The sequence below is a fragment of the Mycobacterium sp. 852014-52144_SCH5372336 genome, from assembly GCF_001665615.1.
Taxonomy (GTDB): Bacteria; Actinomycetota; Actinomycetes; order Mycobacteriales; family Mycobacteriaceae; genus Mycobacterium; species Mycobacterium neumannii_A.
The window spans coordinates 171,887-191,224 of sequence record NZ_LZSW01000055.1 but is presented as its reverse complement, the minus strand read 5'-3'; the positions used below and the strand labels follow the sequence as shown (position 1 = coordinate 191,224).

The following is a 19,338-nucleotide window of genomic DNA, read 5'->3' as shown; positions in this document are numbered from 1 at the left end:
CCCCCAGATTCACTCCGGATACCGGCGCGGGGTGAACACCCGGTCGCCGTCATCGGTGTACCACTGGGTCTGCGAGGAGCCGACGATCAGCAGGCACCGCATGTCGACGTCGCGGGGGTCTAAGTCCGCAAGGCGCACCACTTTCACCTCCTCGCGGGGGCCGGATACGTCGCGGCCGATTACCACCGGGGTGCCGGGATCGCGGTGCTCGAGCAGTAGGTCGCGCATCGCACCGACCTGCCAGGTGCGGGTCTTGGACGCCGGGTTGTAGATGGCCAGTACCAGGTCGGTCTCGGCGGCGGCGGTCAGTCGGGCTTCGATCACGTCCCACGGCTTGAGGCGGTCCGAAAGGGAGATCACCGCGTAGTCGTGGCCCAGCGGCGCGCCGACCCGGCTGGCGACGGCCTGCGCGGCCGTCATCGCCGGGATCACCCGCACCGAAACCCCTGGCCACTGCTTGGCCTCCTCGAGCACCGCGGTCGCCATCGCGAAAACCCCCGGGTCGCCGGAGGACACGACCGCGACCGTGCGGCCCTGCTCGGCCAACGTGCACGCGAGTCGGGCGCGGGCAGGCTCGTCGGTGTTGTCGCTGGGATGCTTGCGTTGCCCGGCGCGGTTGCCCACCCGGTCGAGGTAGGGGCCGTAGCCGATGAGGTCGGTGGCCGCGGCGAGTTCACGACGGCATTGCGGGGTCATCCAGTCGGTGCTGCCCGGACCCAGTCCGACCACCGCGACGCTTCCGGTCGGCGCCTCCCGATCGCGTCGGCCCGGCAGCATGGCCAGCGAGAAGTACGGCACGGTCTCGTCGTCGACCTCGCCGGCGCTCAACACCCGCTGCTGCGGCGTGCTGGCCCGTTCGACGTAGAACGCGTCGTCCAACCGACCCGTTGCCGAGAGTGCCTCGCGCACAGCCGGGTACGACCTACCGAGTTTGAGCATCACCGCCGCGTCGGTGTCGGCGAGCCTGCGTCGAAGCTCGTCGGCGGGCAGCGTGCCCGGCAGTATCGTCAACACCTCGTCGCCCTGGACGAGGGGAGTGGCCACCGCCGCCGACGCCGCGCTGACCGACGTCACCCCCGGCACGATGACCGCATCGAACCGTTCGGTGAGCCGGGTGTGCATGTGCATGTAGGAGCTGTAGAACAGCGGGTCGCCCTCGGCGAGCAGGGCCACGTTGCGACCGGCCTCCAGGTGGGCGGCGATGCGGTCGGCGGCCTCGCGGTAGAAGTCCTCCATCGCGCCTGCGTAGCCGCCGGGGTGGTCGGTGGTCTCGGTGGTGACCGGATAGACCAGGTGCTCCTCGATCTGACTGGGCCGCAGGTACGGTTCGGCGATACCGCGCGCGATGCTGTTGCCGTGTCGTGCGCTGTGGTACGCCACGACGTCGGCCTCGCCGATCACCCGTGCGGCCTTCACGGTCACCAGTTCGGGATCACCGGGGCCCAGCCCGACACCCCAGAGCGTGCCCCTCATTCCCGTTCCGTCGCAATCGCATTCACGGCCGCGGCGGCCATCGCGCTGCCGCCGCGACGGCCCGTCACCACCAGGTAGGACATCCCGCGGGGGCGGTCGATGAGTTCCTGTTTCGATTGCGCCGAGCCGACGAAGCCGACCGGGCCGCCGAGCACCGCCGCTGGAGTCGGGGCGCCCTCGTCGAGTAGCTCCAGCAGCCGGAACAACGCGGTCGGCGCGTTGCCGATCGCCAGAACCGCGCCGTCGAGCCCCTCGGCCCACAGATCGACTGCCGCCGCGGACCTGGTGGTGCCGAGGCGCGCGGCGAGGTCGGCGGCGCGCGGGTCGGCCACCAGCGAAACCACCTCGTTGTCGGCGGGCAGCCGTGACCTGGTGATCCCCGCGGCGACCATCGACGAGTCACACAACACCGGGGCGCCGGCGTTCAGCGCGGCGTGGGTCCTGGCGACGACGTCATCGCGGTACGCGACGTGGTCGGCGACGTCGACCTGACCACAGGTATGGATCAACCTCACGACAACCCGGGCGACATCCTCGGGAAACCGCGACAGATCCGCTTCGTCGCGGATCGTCGCGAACGACTGCCGGTAGATCTCCCCGGCGTCGCGGATGTAGTCGAGCACGCGATCACCCTACGGGTGAGCGTCGCGCGTCCGGTATCCGTCTCCGGTTGCCACCAGCACCTCACCGGTGGGTGGGCTGCCGCAGGCCCGGTCGCATCCGACGAAGTGGCGGTGGCCCGCGGCCGGTTGTGTCACCGCGGCGGCGGCGTCGGCGCGGACGTCGGCCAGCGAGTGCTCGCAACCGGGGCGCCCCGTGCAGGCGCTGACCGACAGCCAGGGCGAGTTCTCGTCGAACACCAGGCCCAACGGGGCGAGCACGCGTAACGCGACGTCGGCGACGTCCTCGGTGAGGTCGAACACCAGCACCGAGCGCCACGGCGTGATCACCATCGGCGCCTCGATTGCGGCCAGAAACTCGGCCGTTCGGGCGGGCAGCACGCCCAGAGGAACCGCCGCACCCAGCGCGATGCGGCCGTCGTGCTGTTCGAGCCAACCGACGGGCGGCCGGGTGACCGCCGGCCACGTCGTACCCGGTTCCACGGACGGCAGCAGCCCGCCCAGCAGGGCGCCGGTCTCACTGAGTTCCTTGACGCGCCAGGCATTTTCGCGCGTGGCAGCGAAGCGACGGGCCACGTCGAGCATCGTCGACACCGCCGTCTGCATCGGCACCCGGACACCGGTGTCGCGCCCGGCCAGCAGCAGCGCGGCGTCGGCGGCCGCGACGTGCACGCCGACGTCGGGGGCAAGACCGGAGATGTCGCCGCGCCCGTCGTCGATGCCGAACAGGAACCGGCCGGGCAGCGTGGCCAGTTCCGGGTCGGCCTGGATGGCGTCGTCGAGCTCGGTGACGATTCCGCGGATGTCGGCGGTCACTCCCACCCGCCCCGACAGCGGTGAGGCGACGATGTTGCGCACGCGCTCGTGCGTCGGCGAGGGCAGGAGCCCGGCCGCGGCCACGGCCTCGGCGACCGCCCCGGTGTGGGTGACGCCGCGGATCTGGAGGTTGCCCCTCGACGTGAGCTCCAGCGTGCCCGCGCCGCATTCGGTGGCCGCCCGTGCCAGCGCCTCCAACTGCGGAGCGGTGATCACCCCGCCCGGCAGCCGCATCCGCGCCAACGCGCCGTCCGCCGCCTGATGCACCTGCAGCGCACCGGGGCAGGCGTCCTGGTCGCGGGTCCTGGCCACGAGTTCACGGTAGTCCGTGGGTGGCCCCCGCAAACACAGGTAGTGCCTTACGCGTGCGTGGCCTACCGCGGGCTCCTAACTTCACAAACATCCAGGTCCGAGGTGGACCGGGCGAGCACGGTGGGAGAGTCGCCATGACCGAACTGACCAGAACGAGGCGTCCGTCGACGGAACATTCCTCGACACGTCCGGCGCCGACGGCCGAACCGACGCTGATCACCGAAGAGCAGGTGCGGTTCGGCACCGCGGCCGCCCGGTTTCCGTCACCGACGTACCGGCACTGGCCCTCGGCGCTGGATGCGGTGCGCGGGCTCTGGCACCACAGCGGCCGCCAACCTGCGCGTAACCACTATCCACAGCGCTTCGCCTACCTCGAGGAAGCGTTGCTGTCTCGGGAGTGCAACCGGCTCTGATCAGCTGGCCAGCGCCGGGGCCTGCCCGCCGGAGGCTTTCACCACAAGATGTTCGGTCTCGTAGTAGTCGGAGACGAATTCGTCGCGGTATGACCGCTGTTCGGCGGTGAGTGCCGCGCCCGGCTCATCATGCAGCGAGGCGTAGTCGTACTGGTTTGTGTGCACGGCCCACAGGTTCTCGGCCAGCGCACGCAACGGCGCGGGCAGACGGTCGTAGGCGGCCTCCGTGGATGCCCATGTCGTCGTGCCGCCGTACGGGGGCAGGGTGATGGCGCGCAGGATGGACGCTTTCGGGATCCGGTCGACGAACGTCACGTCGGTGCTGACGCTGAGGTCGACGCCCTCGATCCGGGCGCCGATGTGTGCGCCGAGCTTGACCACCCGCAACGAAAGCGGCACGTGGTGACCTCCAGACGATGGATGAAACGTGGTGAACACCTTCGCCTCAGCACCGTGTGACGACGACCGTTCGACTCAGCGCGAATCGAACAGGGCTGGGTTTCGGCTCGATCAAGATCGGGTAGCTCACCGCCGTGAGGGCACTGTGGGACTACATATGGGCCCACCAGGCGCAATTGGCGTTCGACTCCTACCAGCACGTCAGCGCGGTCGTCCAAAGTGTGCTCATCGCGACGATCGCCGGCGTGGTGATCGGTGTGCTGACCTACCGCAACCCGGTCGCCGCCAACCTCGCCACCTCGACATCCAGCGTGATCATGACCGTCCCGGCGTTCGCGCTGCTCGGCCTGCTGATTCCGTTGTTCGGGCTCGGCGTGGTTCCCAGCATCACGGCGCTGGTGCTGTATTCACTGCTTCCGATCGTGCGCAACACGATCGTCGGGCTCACCGCGGTGGACCCCGCGCTGACCGACGCGGCGCGGGGCATCGGGATGAGCAGGCTCGACACCCTGGCCCGAGTGGAACTGCGGCTGGTGTGGCCGTCGATCCTGTCGGCCATGCGGATCAGCACTCAGATGTCGATGGGCGTGCTGGCGATCGCCGCATACGTCAAAGGACCGGGGCTGGGGAACCTGATCTTCACCGGGTTGGCGCGGGTGGGCAGCCCGACGGCCGTCCCGATGGCGCTCGCCGGCACGCTGCTCATCGTCATCCTCGCGCTCGCGCTGGATGCGGTGCTCGTCCTGATCGGCCGCCTCACCACGTCGAAAGGCATTCGATGACAGGGCAACTCATACCGGACGACATGGCCTCGAACGGCAGCACCGGGGTGCGCATCGTGCTCGACCACGTCTCCAAGGTCTATCCCGGCTCCGACCGCCCTGCGGTGGACGACGTGTCGCTCGAGATCCCCGCAGGCGAGATCGTCGTGTTCGTTGGCCCGTCGGGATGCGGGAAGACCACGATGATGCGGATGATCAACCGGTTGTCGGAGCCGACGTCGGGCACGATCATGATCGGCGACAAGGATGCGATGTCGATCCGCGCGACCGAACTTCGCCGCTCGATCGGCTACTCCATCCAGCAGGCCGGGCTGTTCCCGCATATGACGATTCGCCAGAACGTGGGTCTGGTGCCCGGGTTGCTGCGCTGGGACCGCAAATGCATCGCCGAGCGGGTCGACGAACTGCTCGACATGGTGGGGCTGGAGCCGAGCCAGTACGCCGACAGGTATCCACGCCAACTGTCCGGTGGGCAGCAGCAACGTGTGGGGGTCGCGCGCGCGTTGGCCGCCGACCCTCCGGTTTTGCTGATGGACGAACCCTTCGGCGCGGTCGACCCGATCACTCGCAGCACGCTGCAGGACGAACTGCTGCGGTTGCAGGGCGAACTACGCAAGACCATCGTTTTCGTCACCCATGACTTCGGTGAGGCGGTCAAGCTCGGCGACCGGATCACCGTACTGGGCAACCAGTCCAAGGTGCTGCAGTACGACACTCCGCAGAACATCCTGGCCAACCCCGCCGACGACACCGTGGCCGGCTTCGTCGGCTCCGGCGCCTCGTTGCGCCAGCTGGGGTTGACGCGGATCAAGGACGTCGAGCTGCGGCCGCATCCCTCGGTACGCCAGACGGATTTGATCGATGACGTGCGAAAGACGCTGGCGGGCAGCGAGTTTGACTGGGTCGTTGTGCTCGATGGCCGCGACCGGCCGGTCAGCTGGATCCGGGGCGCCAAGCTCGCGCACGCCACGACGTTGGCCGATGTCGTCGAACCGCTCGATGTCGTCAGCACACATTCCACGCTCGAGGACGCGCTCGAGGCAATCCTCGCCGACCAGCACGCGTCGGCGGTGGTGGTCGGTGCGGGCAGCCGGTACGAGGGTGTCGTCACCCTGGACACGCTGATCAACACGATCACCTGGCTGCGGGTGTCGGCGGAGGCCGACACGGACGGACAGCCATGACCGCGGTCGCGGATTCCGCTCAGTCGTCGGGTGCCAGTTCGGGTGAGCGCATACGACTGCTCATCCAGCCGGTCCTGGTGCTCATCATCGCTGCCGCCGTGATCTTCTGGGCGTTCAACCGCGACCTGACCGCCACCCAGCAGGAGAACATCAACCCCGGCAACATCGCCACACTGATCTGGCAGCACCTGTTGATCACCGTGGCGGTTACCGCGATCGTGCTCGCCATCGGCGTTCCGCTTGGGGTGCTGGTCACCCGCCCCGGGGCGAAACTGTTGCGCCCGTTGTTCATGGGCGTCGCCAACATCGGCCAGGCGGCGCCGGCCATCGGGCTGCTCGTGCTGCTGTTCCTCTGGTCGGGTAGGACCGGGTTCTGGATCGGCGTCCTTCCGATCGCGCTGTACTCACTGCTGCCCGTGCTGGCCAGCACCATCCTCGGCATCAATCAGGTGGACCGGTCGCTGGTGGATGCGGGACTGGGACAGGGCATGTCGCGACGTTCGGTGCTGACGCGGGTCGAGATGCCGCTGGCGATCCCGTACATCCTGGCCGGACTGCGCACGTCGTTGGTGCTCGCCGTGGGAACCGCGACACTGAGCTTCCTCGTCAACGCCGGCGGTCTGGGCATCCTGATCGACACCGGATACAAATTGCAGGACAACGTGACCCTGATCCTCGGCAGCGTGCTCGCGGTCTGCCTCGCCCTGCTGGTCGACTGGATGGGCGGATTGGCCGAGTTCTACCTCAATCCCAAGGGCCTTCGATGATCCGCCGCTCGATCGCCGCGCTGGCCTGCCTGCTGCTCGCCGGGTGCGGGCTGGGAGCGGGCAGCACCGTGCCGCTCAAGGTAGGCCCCGGCTCCATCCAGCCCGTCGCCGCACTCGAAGGAGTGCAAATCACGGTGGGCTCAAAGGAATACACCGAACAGGTGATCCTCGGATACATCCTGGAGTTCGCGTTGACCGCCGCCGGTGCCGACGTGCGTGACCTCACCGGCATCGTAGGCTCACGCAGCACCCGGGAAGCCCAGTTGTCGGGTCAGGTCGACGTCGCCTACGAGTTCACCGGCAACGCATGGATCAACTACCTGGGCCACGAGAAGCCGATTCCCGACAGCCGCAGACAGTTCGAGGCCGTCCGCGACGAGGACCTGGCCCGCAACGACATGGTGTGGTTGCCGCCCGCACCGATGGATGATACCTACGCGCTGGCGGCCAGCAGGGCAGTCGTCGAGCGGACCGGTGTGCGCACGCTTTCGCAGTACGCCGAGTTGGTCAAGCGCGATCCGGCGGCTGCGCGTACGTGCGTGGACACCGAGTTCCGGGCCCGCCAGGACGGCTTTCCCGGAATGGCGGCGGCCTATGGGTTCGATCCGGCGCGGGCGCAGACGCCGGTACTGCAGGTCGGGATCATCTATCAGGCCACAGCGGACGGCACGCAGTGCGACTTCGGCGAAGTGTTCACCACCGACGGCCGCATCTCCGCGCTCGACCTCGTGGTACTCGTCGACGACAAGCAGTTCTTCGCCCACTACAACCCGTCGGTGACCATGAAACGTGCCTTCTACGAAGCACATCCGCAGATCGCGGAGGTCACGGCGCCGGTGACGGCCGCTCTGACCAACGAGGCGATCATGGAGATGAACAAGCAGGTCGACGTGGAGGGCCGCGACCCGAGCCAGGTCGCGCGGGACTGGATGGTGGCCGAAGGTTTCGTCACCGTGCCGTAGCCCCGATTGCCACGACAACCACGCTGGTCAGGCGTACCCTTCCGGTAGCCGGAGGGGGTTCGATGGCAGAGAAACGCACAGTGCGTATCGCGATCGTCGGCGCAGGCATGTCGGGCATCTGCATGGCGGCCAGGCTGCAGGACGCGGGCATCGACACCTTCACGATCTTCGAGCAGGCCGACGAAGTCGGTGGCACCTGGCGCGACAACACCTATCCCGGACTCCACTGCGACGTGCCCTCGCGCTTCTACTCGTATTCGTTCCGGTCCAATCCCGAATGGACGCGGTTGCTGCCGCCGGGTGGCGAGGTGCAGTCCTACTTCATGCAGGTCGCCACCGAGCGCGACATTCGAACCCACATCAGATTCGGCACAGCGGTGACATCGGCGGAGTTCCGCGACGGCACGTGGTGGGTCAGCACCACCGGCGGCACAGAAGCGTTCGACATCGTCATCACCGCCACCGGAATCCTGCGCGTGCCACGCTATCCGAACATTCCCGGCCTGGACACTTTTGGGGGCCCGATGTTTCACTCATCGCGCTGGGACCACTCGGTGTCCTTGCAGGACAAGCGGATCGGGCTGATCGGGACGGGCTCGACCGGTGTCCAGATCACCGCTGAGCTCGGCGGGAACGTCCGCGGTCTGACGATCTTCCAACGCACCGCGCAATGGGTCTTCCCGTTCCCGAACCCGCGCTACTCACCGATCACCAAGGCAGCACTTCGACGCTTCCCGGCGATGAGCCGCCTCGGCTACCGCTTCTGGCAGGCCGTGTACGAGAACTTCTTCGCCAAGGCCATGGTTTCGCCGGGATTCCGTCGCCGACTGGTGTCGGCGATGTGCCGGTGGAATCTCAACCTCTCGGTGCGCGACCCAGAACTGCGGAGCAAACTGACACCGAACTACCAGGCGATGTGCAAGCGCATCATCGCGGCCGGCCACTACTACCAATCCGTTCAGAAGCCGGGCGTCGACGTCGTCGTCGATCCGATCGACCACGTCGAGCCCAAAGGTGTCGTCACTGCGGACGGGACACTGCACGAGGTGGATCTGCTCGTCGTCGCCACCGGCTTCGACGCCCACGCCTACGTGCGTCCGATGGAGATCATCGGCGAGCACGGAGTGTCACTCAACGAAGCCTGGGCAGACGGGCCGCAGGCCTACCGGTCGGTCGCGGTGCCGGGATTCCCGAACCTGTTCATGCTGATGGGCCCGCACTCTCCGATAGGACAACAGTCGTTGGTGATCATCGCCGAGAACCAGGCCGACTACGCGATGTGGTGGATCGAACGCATCCGCAACGGCGACATCGTCGCCGCGGCCCCGACGGACGTCGCCACCAAGGATTACAACGAGGAGATGAAAGCCGCTATGCCGCAGACGGTTTGGACCACCGGCTGCAACAGCTGGTATCTCGACAAGAATGGTCTACCGGAACTGTTCCCCTGGGAACCCGTTCGGCATCGCCGGCTGCTGGCTTCGCCGGTGCTGTCGGACTTCACCGTCCACACCGCTCAAAAGTGACGATCGTCACACTAGAGCCTCTAGTGATCCGTGCCACACAAGTTGGCCGCAAAAACCCGCTGACGTCGTAAGTTCCAGATTACTGCACGCGTGTGCAGTAAGCGTCAGGAAGGAACGACGATGTTCGAACTCATCGTGTTCGGTGCTCTTCTGGTCGTACTGATCGCCGCCCTCGGACTGCCGTATCCGCAGAGCACGTATGGCCGCTGGAACCGCCGCTAGACACCTCACCCTTTTTGCGCGAGCGTGCGAGTCTGCAGACGACACGCCGCGAAGATTCAGCACGTTCCGCACGCTCGCGCCCGCCGACGGGTGCGTGGAGTGCGCACATCACGCGGCGTGTCGTCGACAGACCCGCACGCTCGCGGAAAACGGGGGTGAGCGTGTGGGGTAGGAATGGGGGGTGCCGGAACCTGCTGTACTACTGCTGTCCACCTCTGACACCGACCTCATCACCGCCCGGTCCAGCGGCGCCAATTACCGGTGGGCCAACCCGTCCCGGCTGGTCGACGGTGAACTCGGCGAACTGCTGAGCGGCGTGGGCGTCGTGGTGGTGCGGATTCTCGGCGGCTACCGCGCCTGGCAGGACGGCATCGATGAGGTGGTGGCCAACGGCGTACCCACCGTCGTGGTCAGCGGCGAACAGTCGCCCGACGCGGAGTTGATGGGTCACTCGACCACGCCCGCGGGGGTCGCGCTGCAGGCACACGTCTATCTCGCTCAGGGCGGTGTGGCGAACCTGCGTCACCTGCACGCATTCCTGTGCGACACCCTGCTGATGACCGGCTTCGGGTTCTCACCGCCCGAGAGCACACCGCTGTGGGGCGTGGTGCCCCGCGACGGCGGCGGCGACGGACCCACGGTCGCCGTGCTCTATTACCGCGCGCAACATCTCGCCGGCAACACCGCCTACGTCGAGGCGCTGTGCGACGCGATCGAGGGCGCCGGTGGCCGTGCGCTGCCGGTGTTCTGCGCTTCGCTGCGCACCGCCGACGCGGACCTGCTCGAACTGCTCGGGTCGGCCGACGCGCTGATCACGACGGTGCTGGCGGCAGGTGGCGCCACCCCGTCGAGCGTGTCAGCCGGCGGCACGGATGACGCATGGAACGTCGCGCACCTCGCGGCGCTGGACGTTCCGATCCTGCAGGGGCTGTGCCTGACGAGCCCACGGGCGCAGTGGCAGAACAACGACGACGGGCTCTCACCGCTGGACGTCGCTACCCAGGTCGCCGTGCCGGAGTTCGACGGGCGCATCATCACGGTGCCGTTCTCGTTCAAGGAGATCGACGACGAGGGCCTCACCTCGTACGTGCCCGATCGTGAACGGTGCGCCCGGGTCGCCGGGCTGGCCGTCCGCCATGCGCGGTTGCGTGCAATCCCCGTGCAGGACAAGCGGATCGCGGTGGTGTTCTCCGCCTACCCGACCAAGCACGCCCGCATCGGCAACGCCGTCGGGCTCGACACGCCGGCCAGCGCGATCGCGCTGCTGCGCGCGATGCGCGAGCACGGCTACCGGATCGGCGACGGTGACGGCGATCTCGACACCATCATCGCCTCCGGTGACGGCGACGCACTCATCCACAATCTGATCGAACGCGGCGGCCAGGACCACGACTGGCTTACCGAAGGCCAAGTCGAGGGGAACCCGATCCGGGTGTCGGCCAAGGAGTATCGCGACTGGTTCGCCACGCTGCCTGCCGAGCTCACCGACGCGATCGTCGAGCACTGGGGTCCGCCGCCAGGAGAGATGTTCGTCGACCGCAGCGCCGACCCCGACGGTGAGATCGTCATCGCGGCACTGCAGGCGGGCAACGTCGTGCTGATGGTGCAGCCGCCGCGCGGTTTCGGTGAGAACCCGGTCGCGATCTATCACGATCCGGATCTGCCGCCGAGCCACCACTATCTGGCCGCGTATCGGTGGATCGAGTCGGTGTTCGGCGCCGATGCGGTGGTGCACCTCGGCAAGCACGGCAACCTGGAGTGGCTGCCGGGTAAGACGCTGGGCATGTCGGCGGCCTGTGGATCCGATGCCGCGCTGGGCAGCCTGCCGCTGATCTACCCGTTCCTGGTCAACGATCCCGGTGAGGGCACCCAGGCCAAGCGTCGCGCCCACGCCACGCTCGTCGACCATCTGATCCCACCCATGGCGCGCGCCGAAACCTACGGTGACATCGCGCGTCTGGAACAGCTGCTCGACGAGCACGCCAACGTGTCGGCGCTCGACCCCGGCAAGCTGCCCGCGATCCGTCAGCAGATCTGGACGCTGATGCGCGCCGCGAAGATGGACCACGATCTCGGTCTCGAGGAAAGACCCGAAGAGGACTCGTTCGACGACATGCTGCTGCACGTCGACGGCTGGCTCTGCGAGATCAAAGATGTCCAGATCCGCGACGGGTTGCACATCCTCGGCCAAACACCAAGCGGCGAAGACGAACTGGACCTGGTGCTCGCGGTGCTGCGGGCGCGCCAACTCTTCGGCGGCGAGCAGACGGTGCCGGGCCTTCGCCAAGCGCTCGGCCTCGCCGAGGACGGCAACGACGAACGCACCGCCGTCGACGCCGCCGAAGCACAAGCCCGGAAGCTGGTCGCTGCGCTGCAGGATTCGGGGTGGAACGCCGAGGTGGTCGACACGCTGACCGACAACGCCGACGTCGCCGCGGTGCTCCGGTTCGCCGCCACCGAAGTGGTGCCGCGGCTCGCGGGCACGGCCGAGGAGATCACCCAGATCCTTCGCGCACTCGACGGTCGCTTCATCGCCGCAGGCCCGTCGGGATCGCCGCTGCGGGGGCTGGTCAACGTGCTGCCCACCGGGCGGAACTTCTACTCGGTCGACCCCAAGGCGGTGCCGTCACGACTGGCCTGGGAAACCGGTGTGGCGATGGCCGATTCGCTGCTGGATCGGTACCGCCAGGACTACGGCGGCTGGCCGCGCTCGGTCGGCCTGTCGGTGTGGGGCACATCGGCGATGCGCACCTCCGGTGACGACATCGCGGAGGTGCTCGCCCTGCTGGGGGTGCGCCCCGTGTGGGACGAGGCGTCGCGGCGAGTCGTCGATCTCGAACCGATCGCGCTGGCCGATCTCGGACGGCCTCGTATCGACGTCACCGTGCGCATTTCCGGTTTCTTCCGGGACGCCTTCCCACACGTCGTCACGATGCTCGACGACGCCGTGGCGCTCGTCGCCGGCCTCGACGAACCGGCCGAGGACAACTACGTCCGCGCGCACGCCCAGGCCGACCTGACCGAGCATGGCGACGAGCGTCGCTCCACCACTAGGATTTTCGGCTCGAAGCCGGGCACATACGGTGCCGGGCTGCTGCAGCTGATCGACAGCCGCAACTGGCGCGACGACGCCGACCTCGCCGAGGTGTACACGGCGTGGGGCGGATTCGCCTACGGCCGCGGATTAGACGGAGCCGCCGCCAGTGATGATATGAGCCGGCAGTACCGCCGAATCGCGGTGGCGGCCAAGAACACCGACACCCGCGAACACGACATCGCCGACTCCGACGACTACTTCCAGTACCACGGCGGCATGATCGCCACCGTTCGTGCACTGACCGGTAAGGACCCCGCCGCCTACATCGGCGACAACACCCGCCCCGATGCCGTGCGAACCCGCACCCTGTCCGAAGAGACCACCCGGGTGTTCCGCGCCCGCGTGGTCAACCCGCGTTGGATCAACGCGATGCGCAGGCACGGTTACAAGGGTGCGTTCGAGATGGCCGCCACGGTCGACTACCTGTTCGGTTACGACGCCACGGCAGGCGTGATGGCCGACTGGATGTATGAGCGGCTGTCGGCGGAATACGTGCTCGACGACGAGAACCGCAAGTTCATGACCGAGTCCAATCCGTGGGCCCTGCACGGTATGGCCGAACGGTTGCTGGAGGCCGCCGACCGCGGAATGTGGGCGGCCCCGGAGCAGGCGACGCTCGACGGTTTGCGCAAGGTGCTGCTCGAGACCGAAGGCGACTTGGAGGGCTAGGTTGGGGAGGTGTCTGCCACCTTCGCCGATGTCGCCAAGTCCGAGTACATCCTGCTGACCACGTTCACCAAGGACGGCAGGCCCAAGCCGACACCGATCTGGGCGGTGCCCGAGGGTGACGGGCTGATCGCCATCACGCAGGAGTCCTCGTGGAAGGTCAAGCGGATCCGCAACACCCCGCGGGTGACCATCGCGCCGTGCGACATGCGCGGCAACCCCAAGGGGGAGGCGGTCGAAGCCGTCGCCGCGGTTCTCGACAAGTCCGCCAACGGCGCGACTTACGACGCGATCGGCAAGCGCTATGGTCTGCTGGGCAAGACGTTCAACGTTTTCTCCAAGCTGCGCGGGGGAATGAAGAACAACGTGACCATCGAGATCAAGCCGGGTTGACCGTGGCCGACACCTTCGACGACGTCGCCCGCTCGAAGTACATCCTGCTGACCACGTTCACCAAGGACGGCAGACCCAAGCCCACCCCGATCTGGGGTGCCCCCGAGGACGACAAACTGCTCGTCATCACCGATGACGGGTCGTGGAAGACCAAGCGCATCAACAACACCCCGCGGGTGACGATCCAGAAGTCCACGGCGCTGGGCAAGCCGAAGGGCGACCCGGTCGAAGCCGTCGCCCGGGTGCTGCCCAAACAGGAGACCCGCCGCGTCTTCGACAAGGTCACCCGGCGCTACTGGTGGCATGCGTGGTGGTGGATCCCGCAGGCGCTCATCCGCGGTGGCATCGACAAGATCCACATCGGCATCGAGATCAAGCCCGCGGTCAACCCCGCGGGGTAGCCGTCAGGTGCTCGCCGAAGAACGCGAACACCCGCGCCCAGGCGTCGCTGGCCGCCGCCTCGTTGTAGCCGAAACCGGTGATCCGCAACAGCGGCTGCCCCGGCAACTTGTTCGCGAAGCTGTGCCCGGCATCCGGATACGCCTTGATGTCGGCCGGAATCTGCTTGTCCGCAACCACTTTTCGTAACCGGTCCGCCGCTCCGATGCCGATCGGGTCGCGGCGACCGAAGCTGGCGACGATCGGGCACGCCCCGATCAACGTCTCGTCGAGTCGGCGGGGCAGCGGGGTGCCGTAGAACGGCGCGGACGCGCCGAACCCCTTCGGCGACATCACCAGCGCGAACTGCCCACCCATGCAGAACCCGGCGATGCCGACGGCGCCCGTGCACTCGGAAAGGCCCTGCACATGGTCGCGGGCGGCGAGGATGTCGTCGAGCGCGCGACCCCGCTTGCTGAGCAGTTCGCGAAACACCCGGGTGATGCATCTGGCCCGGCCACCGCGCGAGTACAGGTCGGGGGTGATGGCGATGTAGCCCGCCTCGGCGATGCGCGCCGATATCGCCGCGTTGTCCGGTCCGTAGCCGATCGCGTCGTGCACGACCACGATCGCCGGCCACGGGCCCTCGCCGGCCGGCGTCGAGAGCAGCGCGTCGATGGGACCGCCCGGCGTATCGATCTTGATCGTGGCCACACCGCCAATCTACGGAACCCTCGCGGCCGTCCGGACGTTTACCACGTATGGCGATGCGGCTGTTTGTCCTCTATGTGGTCATCGAAACCGCGGTCGTGGTGGCTCTGGTGTCGACGATCGGCATCGGCTGGACGCTACTGCTGCTGCTCACGACGTTCGTGCTGGGTTTCGCGCTGGCCGGATCGCAGATCAGGCGTCACGTCGGCAGGTTGCGCGCGGGCCTGACCCCGGCGACCCTGCACGGCACCGCCGCCGACAGCGTCCTGGTCGCGCTCGGCACGGTGCTCGTCGCGATCCCCGGGCTGGCCAGTTCGGTGGCGGGGGCGCTGCTCCTGCTGCCACCGACGCGGGCCGCGGGACGCCCGCTGCTGACCGCGCTCGCCGCCCGCCGGGCGCCGCTGATCACCGCGGGAATGGCCGGGTGGGGAGCGGCTACCAAGCGGAACGACTACATCGACGGTGAGGTCGTCGACGTGGTCGACGTCGAACCGCCCGCCGTGGAGCGCCCGCGTCCGCCCGCCGACGGGCTGTGAGAACCTCCCCTAGGTGACGACCCTTCTGCTCAACGGGCGGGTGCACAGCCCCGCCATGCCCGACGCCACGGCGCTGGCCGTGCGCGACGGTGTGATCGCATGGTTGGGCAGCGACGACGTCGGCCGTAGCCAGTTTCCCGACGCGCGGGTCATCGACCTCGACGGTGCCTTCGTCGCACCCGCCTTCGTCGACTGTCACATCCATCTCACCGCCACCGGGCTCACGTTCTCCGGGCTCGACCTGCGCCCCGCCGCCTCACTACAGCACTGCCTGCAATTGCTCGCAGACCACGCCCGCCGCCACCCCGAGGGCCCGATCTGGGCCCACGGCTGGGATGAATCGGCCTGGCCGCAGCACACCCCGCCCAGCGTCGACGACATCGACGCCGTCGTGGGGGACCGGCCGGTCTACCTCGCCAGGGTCGACGTGCACTCGGCCGCGGCCTCCACTGCGCTGCGCGCGCGGTGCCCGGGCCTGGCCAATGCGACCGGATACGACCCGCAGCGGCCGCTGACCAGCGACGCTCACCACCTGGTCCGCGCCGCCGCCCGGGCGGGTCTGACCGCCCGACAGCGTGCCGACGCGCGCACCGCCGCGCTCGACGCAGTGGCAGCGCACGGCATCGTCGCGGTGCACGAATGCGCGGGCCCCGACATCGGCGGCCTCGACGACTGGGACGAGATCCGCGTCCTCGACCACGGCGTCGAGGTCGTCGGCTACTGGGGCGAAGCGGTCGCCACGGCCGACGAGGCACGCGCACTGATCGACCGCACCGGCGCCCGCGGCCTGGCGGGTGACCTCTTCGTCGACGGGGCACTGGGCTCGCGCACCGCGTGGCTGCAGCAGCCCTACGCCGACGCGCCCGGCTGTGTCGGGAACACCTACCTCGACCCCGGCGCCATCGCGGCCCACCTGCAGGCGTGCACGGAGGCGGGCATCGCGGCCGGCTTCCACGTGATCGGCGACGCCGCCGTCACCGCGGTCGTCGACGCGTTCGAGTCCGTCGTCGCGTCCTCGGGCGCCCCCGCGGTCGCCCGGTGCGGGCACCGACTCGAACATCTGGAGATGGTCACCTCAGAACAGGCGCGCAAGCTCGGCGCCTGGGGCGTGCTCGCCAGCATGCAACCGAATTTCGATGCGCTCTGGGGCGGCGACACCGGCATGTACGCCCAGCGTCTCGGGGCGCAGCGAGCCAGATCGCTGAACCCGTTCGCGCTGTTAGCATCCCAAGGCGTGCCCCTCGCGTTCGGCTCGGACAGCCCGGTTACCGGGATCGACCCCTGGGCGACGCTGCGCGCGGCGGCGCGACACCATACGCCGGGCAGTGCACTCTCGGCGCGCGCGGCGTTCGCAGCACTCACCCGAGGTGCGTGGCGCGCCGCAGGTGTGCGAGACGGGTTGGCGGGCACCCTCGTTCCCGGTGCACCGGCGTCGTACGCGATCTGGGAGGCCGACGAATTCGAGGTGAGCGCGCCTGCCGACGCGGTGCAACGGTGGTCCACCGACCGGCGGTCGCGGGTACCGCCGCTGCCGCGACTCGGCGCCCCGTCACCTCGCTGTCGGCAGACGGTCCATCGAGGTGTCGTCATATATGGCTGAAACTCTCTCGAGGACAAGGCGATTCGGCCAGGGCCTGGTGGACCGGCTGCCGCAGCTGGGCGTGGCGATCGTCGCCGGGGTACTTCTGTGTCTGAGCTTTCCGCCCTTTGGATGGTGGTATCTGGGCTTCCTCGCGTTCGCACTGCTGGCGTGGGTGCTGACACGCGAGACCACCACGGTGCTCGGCGGATTCGGCTACGGGTTCCTGTTCGGGGCCGCGTTCTACCTGCCGCTGCTGCCGTGGGTCGGGGCGTTCGTCGGCCCCTTCCCGTGGATCGGACTGTCGCTCGCCGAGGCGGTGTTCCCTGCGCTGTTCGGCGCGGCCGCGGTGGTGGTTCGCCGGCTGCCGGGCTGGCCGTTGTGGTTCGCCGGGTTGTGGGCCGCGCAGGAGTGGCTCAAGTCGACGGTGCCGTTCGGCGGATTCCCCTGGGGCGTCGTCGCGTACGGCCAGACGGAGAGCCCGCTGCGCTCGATCGCCCAACTCGGAGGGGCGCCGCTGCTGTCTTTCGCGGTGGTGCTCGTCGGGTTCAGCTTGGCGGCAATGGTATTCGAGGTGATCCAGTGGTGGCGTCGCGACGACGCGCAGACCACACCACCGGCCGTGGTGGTGCCCGGCCTGTGTATCAGCGCCGTGCTGCTGGCCACCGCGCTGACGTGGCCGCACGTACGCCAGTCCGGCCTCGGCGCCGGTGACGAGCACTCGGTCACCGTCGCCGTCGTCCAAGGCAATGTGCCCCGGCTCGGATTGGATTTCAACGCCCAGCGTCGCGCCGTGCTCGACAACCACGTCCGCGAGACGTTGCGGCTGGCCGAGGACGTGAGGGCGGGCCGCGCGCCGCGGCCGATGTTCGTCGTCTGGCCCGAAAACTCCTCCGACATCGATCCACTGGCCAATCCCGACGCTCACGAGCTGATCTCGTCGGCCGCCGCGGCCATCGACGCACCGATCCTCGTCGGCGCGGTGGTCGAGGCTCCCGGCGCCACGGCCGAGGAGCCGACCACGACGAACTCGGTGATCGTGTGGAACCCGGAGAGCGGACCCGGCGAGCGCCACGACAAGCAGATCGTGCAGCCGTTCGGCGAGTACCTGCCGTGGCGCGGGTTCTTCCGCAACTTCTCCGAGTACGCCGACCGCGCCGGCTACTTCGTACCCGGTGACGGAACGGGCGTCGTGCACCCGGCCGGCGTGCCGGTCGGGGTGGCCACCTGCTGGGAGGTGATCTTCGACCGTGCGCCGCGCGAGTCGGTGCGCAATGGCGCGCAACTGCTGGTCGTGCCCTCCAACAACGCGACGTTCACCGAGTCGATGAGCGAACAGCAACTCGCTTTCGCCCGGCTGCGTGCTGTCGAACACGACCGCTACGTCGTCGTGGCGGGGACGACGGGGATCAGCGCGATCATCTCGCCGGACGGCCGTGAGCTGGCTCGCACCGCGTTCTACGAACCGGCCTACCTCGACTCCGCCGTACGGCTGAAATCCCAGCTCACGGCCGCGACACGGTTCGGACCGCTGGTGGAGGGGCTGCTTATCGCCCTCGGCGTAGGCAGCCTGATCGTCGCGATGCTGCACAATGAAGGCTTTGTGCGTCGCCGCGTCGGCGGCCGCACCACAGACAGAGGAGCCACATGACGACGGGCCGGGACCCGGGGGAGCGACCCAGCCAGCGCACGCTGGTCATCATCCCCACGTACAACGAGCGGGAGAACCTTCCGCTGATCGTCGAGCGCGTCCAGAAGGCGCAGCCCGACGTCCACATCCTGATCGTCGACGACGGCAGCCCCGACGGCACCGGCAGGCTCGCCGACGAACTCGCCCTCGCGGACGCCGACCGCATCCACGTCATGCACCGCAATGCCAAGGGGGGCCTGGGCGCGGCGTACCTGGCCGGGTTCGCCTGGGGGCTGAGCCGCGAGTACTCGGTGCTGGTCGAGATGGACGCCGACGGCAGTCACCCGCCCGAGCAGCTGTACCGGTTGCTCGACGCCATCGACGGAGGCGCCGACCTGGTCATCGGCTCGCGCTACGTGCCCGGAGGGGAGGTCCGCAACTGGCCCCGGCGGCGCCTGCTGCTGTCGCGTACCGCCAACGGTTACTCGCGCATCCTGCTCGGCGTCGACATCCACGACATCACCGCCGGCTACCGCGCCTACCGCCGCGAAGCGCTGGAGAAGATCGACCTGAGCGCGGTCGACTCGAAGGGTTACTGCTTCCAGATCGACCTGACCTGGCGCACGATCAACAACGGGTTCGTCGTCGTGGAGGTGCCGATCACCTTCACCGAACGCGAGTTCGGTCAGTCCAAGATGAGTGGATCCAACATCCGCGAGGCCCTGTTCAAGGTCGCGGAGTGGGGTCTGCGCGGCCGCATCGATCGCGGCCGTGGCGCCCGAGTCACGCGCTAACCCTCACCACCCGCGCTACCCCTCACATTCCGCGAGCGACCGCTCACATTCCGCGAGCGACCGCGTTTGCACCGCGAC

17 protein-coding genes and 1 pseudogene are annotated in these 19,338 nt (G+C 68.4%); 13 read left to right on the top strand and 5 right to left on the bottom strand.

What is annotated here, in order from left to right:
• Window positions 1-9: 9 nt before the first annotated feature.
• The 3 genes from A5759_RS17925 to cobG are packed head-to-tail and all read right to left on the bottom strand — an operon-like array spanning window position 10 to window position 3,221.
• Window positions 10-1,473 carry a precorrin-2 C(20)-methyltransferase gene (locus A5759_RS17925; RefSeq protein WP_064393921.1) on the bottom strand — a complete coding sequence of 488 codons (1,464 nt, stop codon included), beginning with the start codon at window positions 1,471-1,473 and terminating at the stop codon, window positions 10-12.
• Window positions 1,470-2,096, bottom strand: coding sequence for a precorrin-8X methylmutase (locus A5759_RS17920; RefSeq protein ID WP_064393920.1), 627 nt, complete (start codon window positions 2,094-2,096; stop codon window positions 1,470-1,472). The genes A5759_RS17925 and A5759_RS17920 overlap by 4 nt, the downstream gene beginning before the upstream one ends.
• 9 nt (window positions 2,097-2,105) lie before the next feature.
• Window positions 2,106-3,221 carry a precorrin-3B synthase gene (gene cobG / locus A5759_RS17915; protein ID WP_068199962.1) on the bottom strand — a complete coding sequence of 372 codons (1,116 nt, stop codon included), beginning with the start codon at window positions 3,219-3,221 and terminating at the stop codon, window positions 2,106-2,108.
• Window positions 3,222-3,355: 134 nt separating this feature from the next.
• Between cobG and A5759_RS17910 the strand changes: the two genes are divergently transcribed.
• Entirely contained in the window at window positions 3,356-3,634 is a 279-nt protein-coding gene (locus A5759_RS17910; RefSeq protein ID WP_064393918.1) for a hypothetical protein, read from the top strand.
• 36 nt (window positions 3,635-3,670) lie between these two features.
• On the opposite strand, the pseudogene A5759_RS17905 reads toward A5759_RS17910, so the two are convergent.
• Window positions 3,671-4,015, bottom strand: a pseudogene (locus A5759_RS17905) (TauD/TfdA dioxygenase family protein); the annotation flags it as partial.
• 152 nt (window positions 4,016-4,167) lie between these two features.
• On the opposite strand from A5759_RS17905, the gene A5759_RS17900 reads away from it, so the two are divergent.
• The 8 genes from A5759_RS17900 to A5759_RS17865 all read left to right on the top strand — a co-directional run bounded on the left by A5759_RS17900 (window position 4,168) and on the right by A5759_RS17865 (window position 14,033).
• Complete coding sequence (locus A5759_RS17900; RefSeq protein WP_064425607.1) at window positions 4,168-4,815, top strand: ABC transporter permease; 648 nt, start codon at window positions 4,168-4,170, stop codon at window positions 4,813-4,815.
• Window positions 4,812-5,999 (top strand): ABC transporter ATP-binding protein, encoded by a 1,188-nt coding sequence (locus tag A5759_RS17895; RefSeq protein WP_068199958.1) that lies wholly within the window; start codon window positions 4,812-4,814, stop codon window positions 5,997-5,999. The genes A5759_RS17900 and A5759_RS17895 overlap by 4 nt, the downstream gene beginning before the upstream one ends.
• Window positions 5,996-6,766 carry an ABC transporter permease gene (locus A5759_RS17890; protein WP_064393914.1) on the top strand — a complete coding sequence of 257 codons (771 nt, stop codon included), beginning with the start codon at window positions 5,996-5,998 and terminating at the stop codon, window positions 6,764-6,766. The genes A5759_RS17895 and A5759_RS17890 overlap by 4 nt, the downstream gene beginning before the upstream one ends.
• Complete coding sequence (locus A5759_RS17885; protein WP_064393913.1) at window positions 6,763-7,728, top strand: glycine betaine ABC transporter substrate-binding protein; 966 nt, start codon at window positions 6,763-6,765, stop codon at window positions 7,726-7,728. The genes A5759_RS17890 and A5759_RS17885 overlap by 4 nt, the downstream gene beginning before the upstream one ends.
• 62 nt (window positions 7,729-7,790) lie before the next feature.
• On the top strand, window positions 7,791-9,254 hold the full coding sequence (locus A5759_RS17880; protein WP_068199957.1) for an NAD(P)/FAD-dependent oxidoreductase: 1,464 nt from the start codon (window positions 7,791-7,793) through the stop codon (window positions 9,252-9,254).
• 403 nt (window positions 9,255-9,657) lie between these two features.
• A complete protein-coding gene (cobN, locus tag A5759_RS17875; protein ID WP_068199956.1) occupies window positions 9,658-13,242 on the top strand; it encodes a cobaltochelatase subunit CobN in 3,585 nt (1,194 codons plus the stop codon).
• A gap of 9 nt (window positions 13,243-13,251) precedes the next feature.
• The gene (locus A5759_RS17870; RefSeq protein ID WP_064393910.1) at window positions 13,252-13,632 is read left to right on the top strand and encodes a PPOX class F420-dependent oxidoreductase; all 381 of its coding nucleotides are present in this window, start codon (window positions 13,252-13,254) and stop codon (window positions 13,630-13,632) included.
• 2 nt (window positions 13,633-13,634) lie between these two features.
• On the top strand, window positions 13,635-14,033 hold the full coding sequence (locus tag A5759_RS17865; RefSeq protein ID WP_064393909.1) for a PPOX class F420-dependent oxidoreductase: 399 nt from the start codon (window positions 13,635-13,637) through the stop codon (window positions 14,031-14,033).
• Here the strand turns inward: A5759_RS17865 and A5759_RS17860 are convergent.
• The gene (locus tag A5759_RS17860; protein ID WP_068199954.1) at window positions 14,017-14,724 is read right to left on the bottom strand and encodes a dienelactone hydrolase family protein; all 708 of its coding nucleotides are present in this window, start codon (window positions 14,722-14,724) and stop codon (window positions 14,017-14,019) included. The genes A5759_RS17865 and A5759_RS17860 overlap by 17 nt on opposite strands.
• 47 nt (window positions 14,725-14,771) lie before the next feature.
• On the opposite strand from A5759_RS17860, the gene A5759_RS17855 reads away from it, so the two are divergent.
• The 4 genes from A5759_RS17855 to A5759_RS26585 are packed head-to-tail and all read left to right on the top strand — an operon-like array spanning window position 14,772 to window position 19,260.
• Complete coding sequence (locus tag A5759_RS17855) at window positions 14,772-15,257, top strand: FxsA family protein (protein ID WP_064393907.1); 486 nt, start codon at window positions 14,772-14,774, stop codon at window positions 15,255-15,257.
• Between the two features lie 13 nt (window positions 15,258-15,270).
• Complete coding sequence (locus A5759_RS17850) at window positions 15,271-16,857, top strand: amidohydrolase (RefSeq protein WP_068199952.1); 1,587 nt, start codon at window positions 15,271-15,273, stop codon at window positions 16,855-16,857.
• Window positions 16,850-18,487, top strand: a complete 1,638-nt coding sequence (gene lnt, locus A5759_RS17845) for an apolipoprotein N-acyltransferase (RefSeq protein WP_068199950.1) — start codon at window positions 16,850-16,852, stop codon at window positions 18,485-18,487. Before A5759_RS17850 ends, lnt begins: the two co-directional genes overlap by 8 nt.
• Entirely contained in the window at window positions 18,484-19,260 is a 777-nt protein-coding gene (locus A5759_RS26585) for a polyprenol monophosphomannose synthase (protein ID WP_064425597.1), read from the top strand. The genes lnt and A5759_RS26585 overlap by 4 nt, the downstream gene beginning before the upstream one ends.
• The last annotated feature ends 78 nt before the right edge of the window (window positions 19,261-19,338 follow it).

Bases quoted from the DNA above. Each gene is read 5' to 3' on its own strand.
- A5759_RS17925 (WP_064393921.1), bottom strand. From the start codon at position 1,473: ATGAGGGGCACGCTCTGGGGTGTCGGGCTGGGCCCCGGTGATCCCGAA.
- A5759_RS17910 (WP_064393918.1), top strand. From the start codon at position 3,356: ATGACCGAACTGACCAGAACGAGGCGTCCGTCGACGGAACATTCCTCG.
- A5759_RS17895 (WP_068199958.1), top strand. From the start codon at position 4,812: ATGACAGGGCAACTCATACCGGACGACATGGCCTCGAACGGCAGCACC.
- A5759_RS17890 (WP_064393914.1), top strand. From the start codon at position 5,996: ATGACCGCGGTCGCGGATTCCGCTCAGTCGTCGGGTGCCAGTTCGGGT.
- A5759_RS17885 (WP_064393913.1), top strand. From the start codon at position 6,763: ATGATCCGCCGCTCGATCGCCGCGCTGGCCTGCCTGCTGCTCGCCGGG.
- A5759_RS17880 (WP_068199957.1), top strand. From the start codon at position 7,791: ATGGCAGAGAAACGCACAGTGCGTATCGCGATCGTCGGCGCAGGCATG.
- A5759_RS17855 (WP_064393907.1), top strand. From the start codon at position 14,772: ATGGCGATGCGGCTGTTTGTCCTCTATGTGGTCATCGAAACCGCGGTC.
- lnt (WP_068199950.1), top strand. From the start codon at position 16,850: ATGGCTGAAACTCTCTCGAGGACAAGGCGATTCGGCCAGGGCCTGGTG.
- A5759_RS26585 (WP_064425597.1), top strand. From the start codon at position 18,484: ATGACGACGGGCCGGGACCCGGGGGAGCGACCCAGCCAGCGCACGCTG.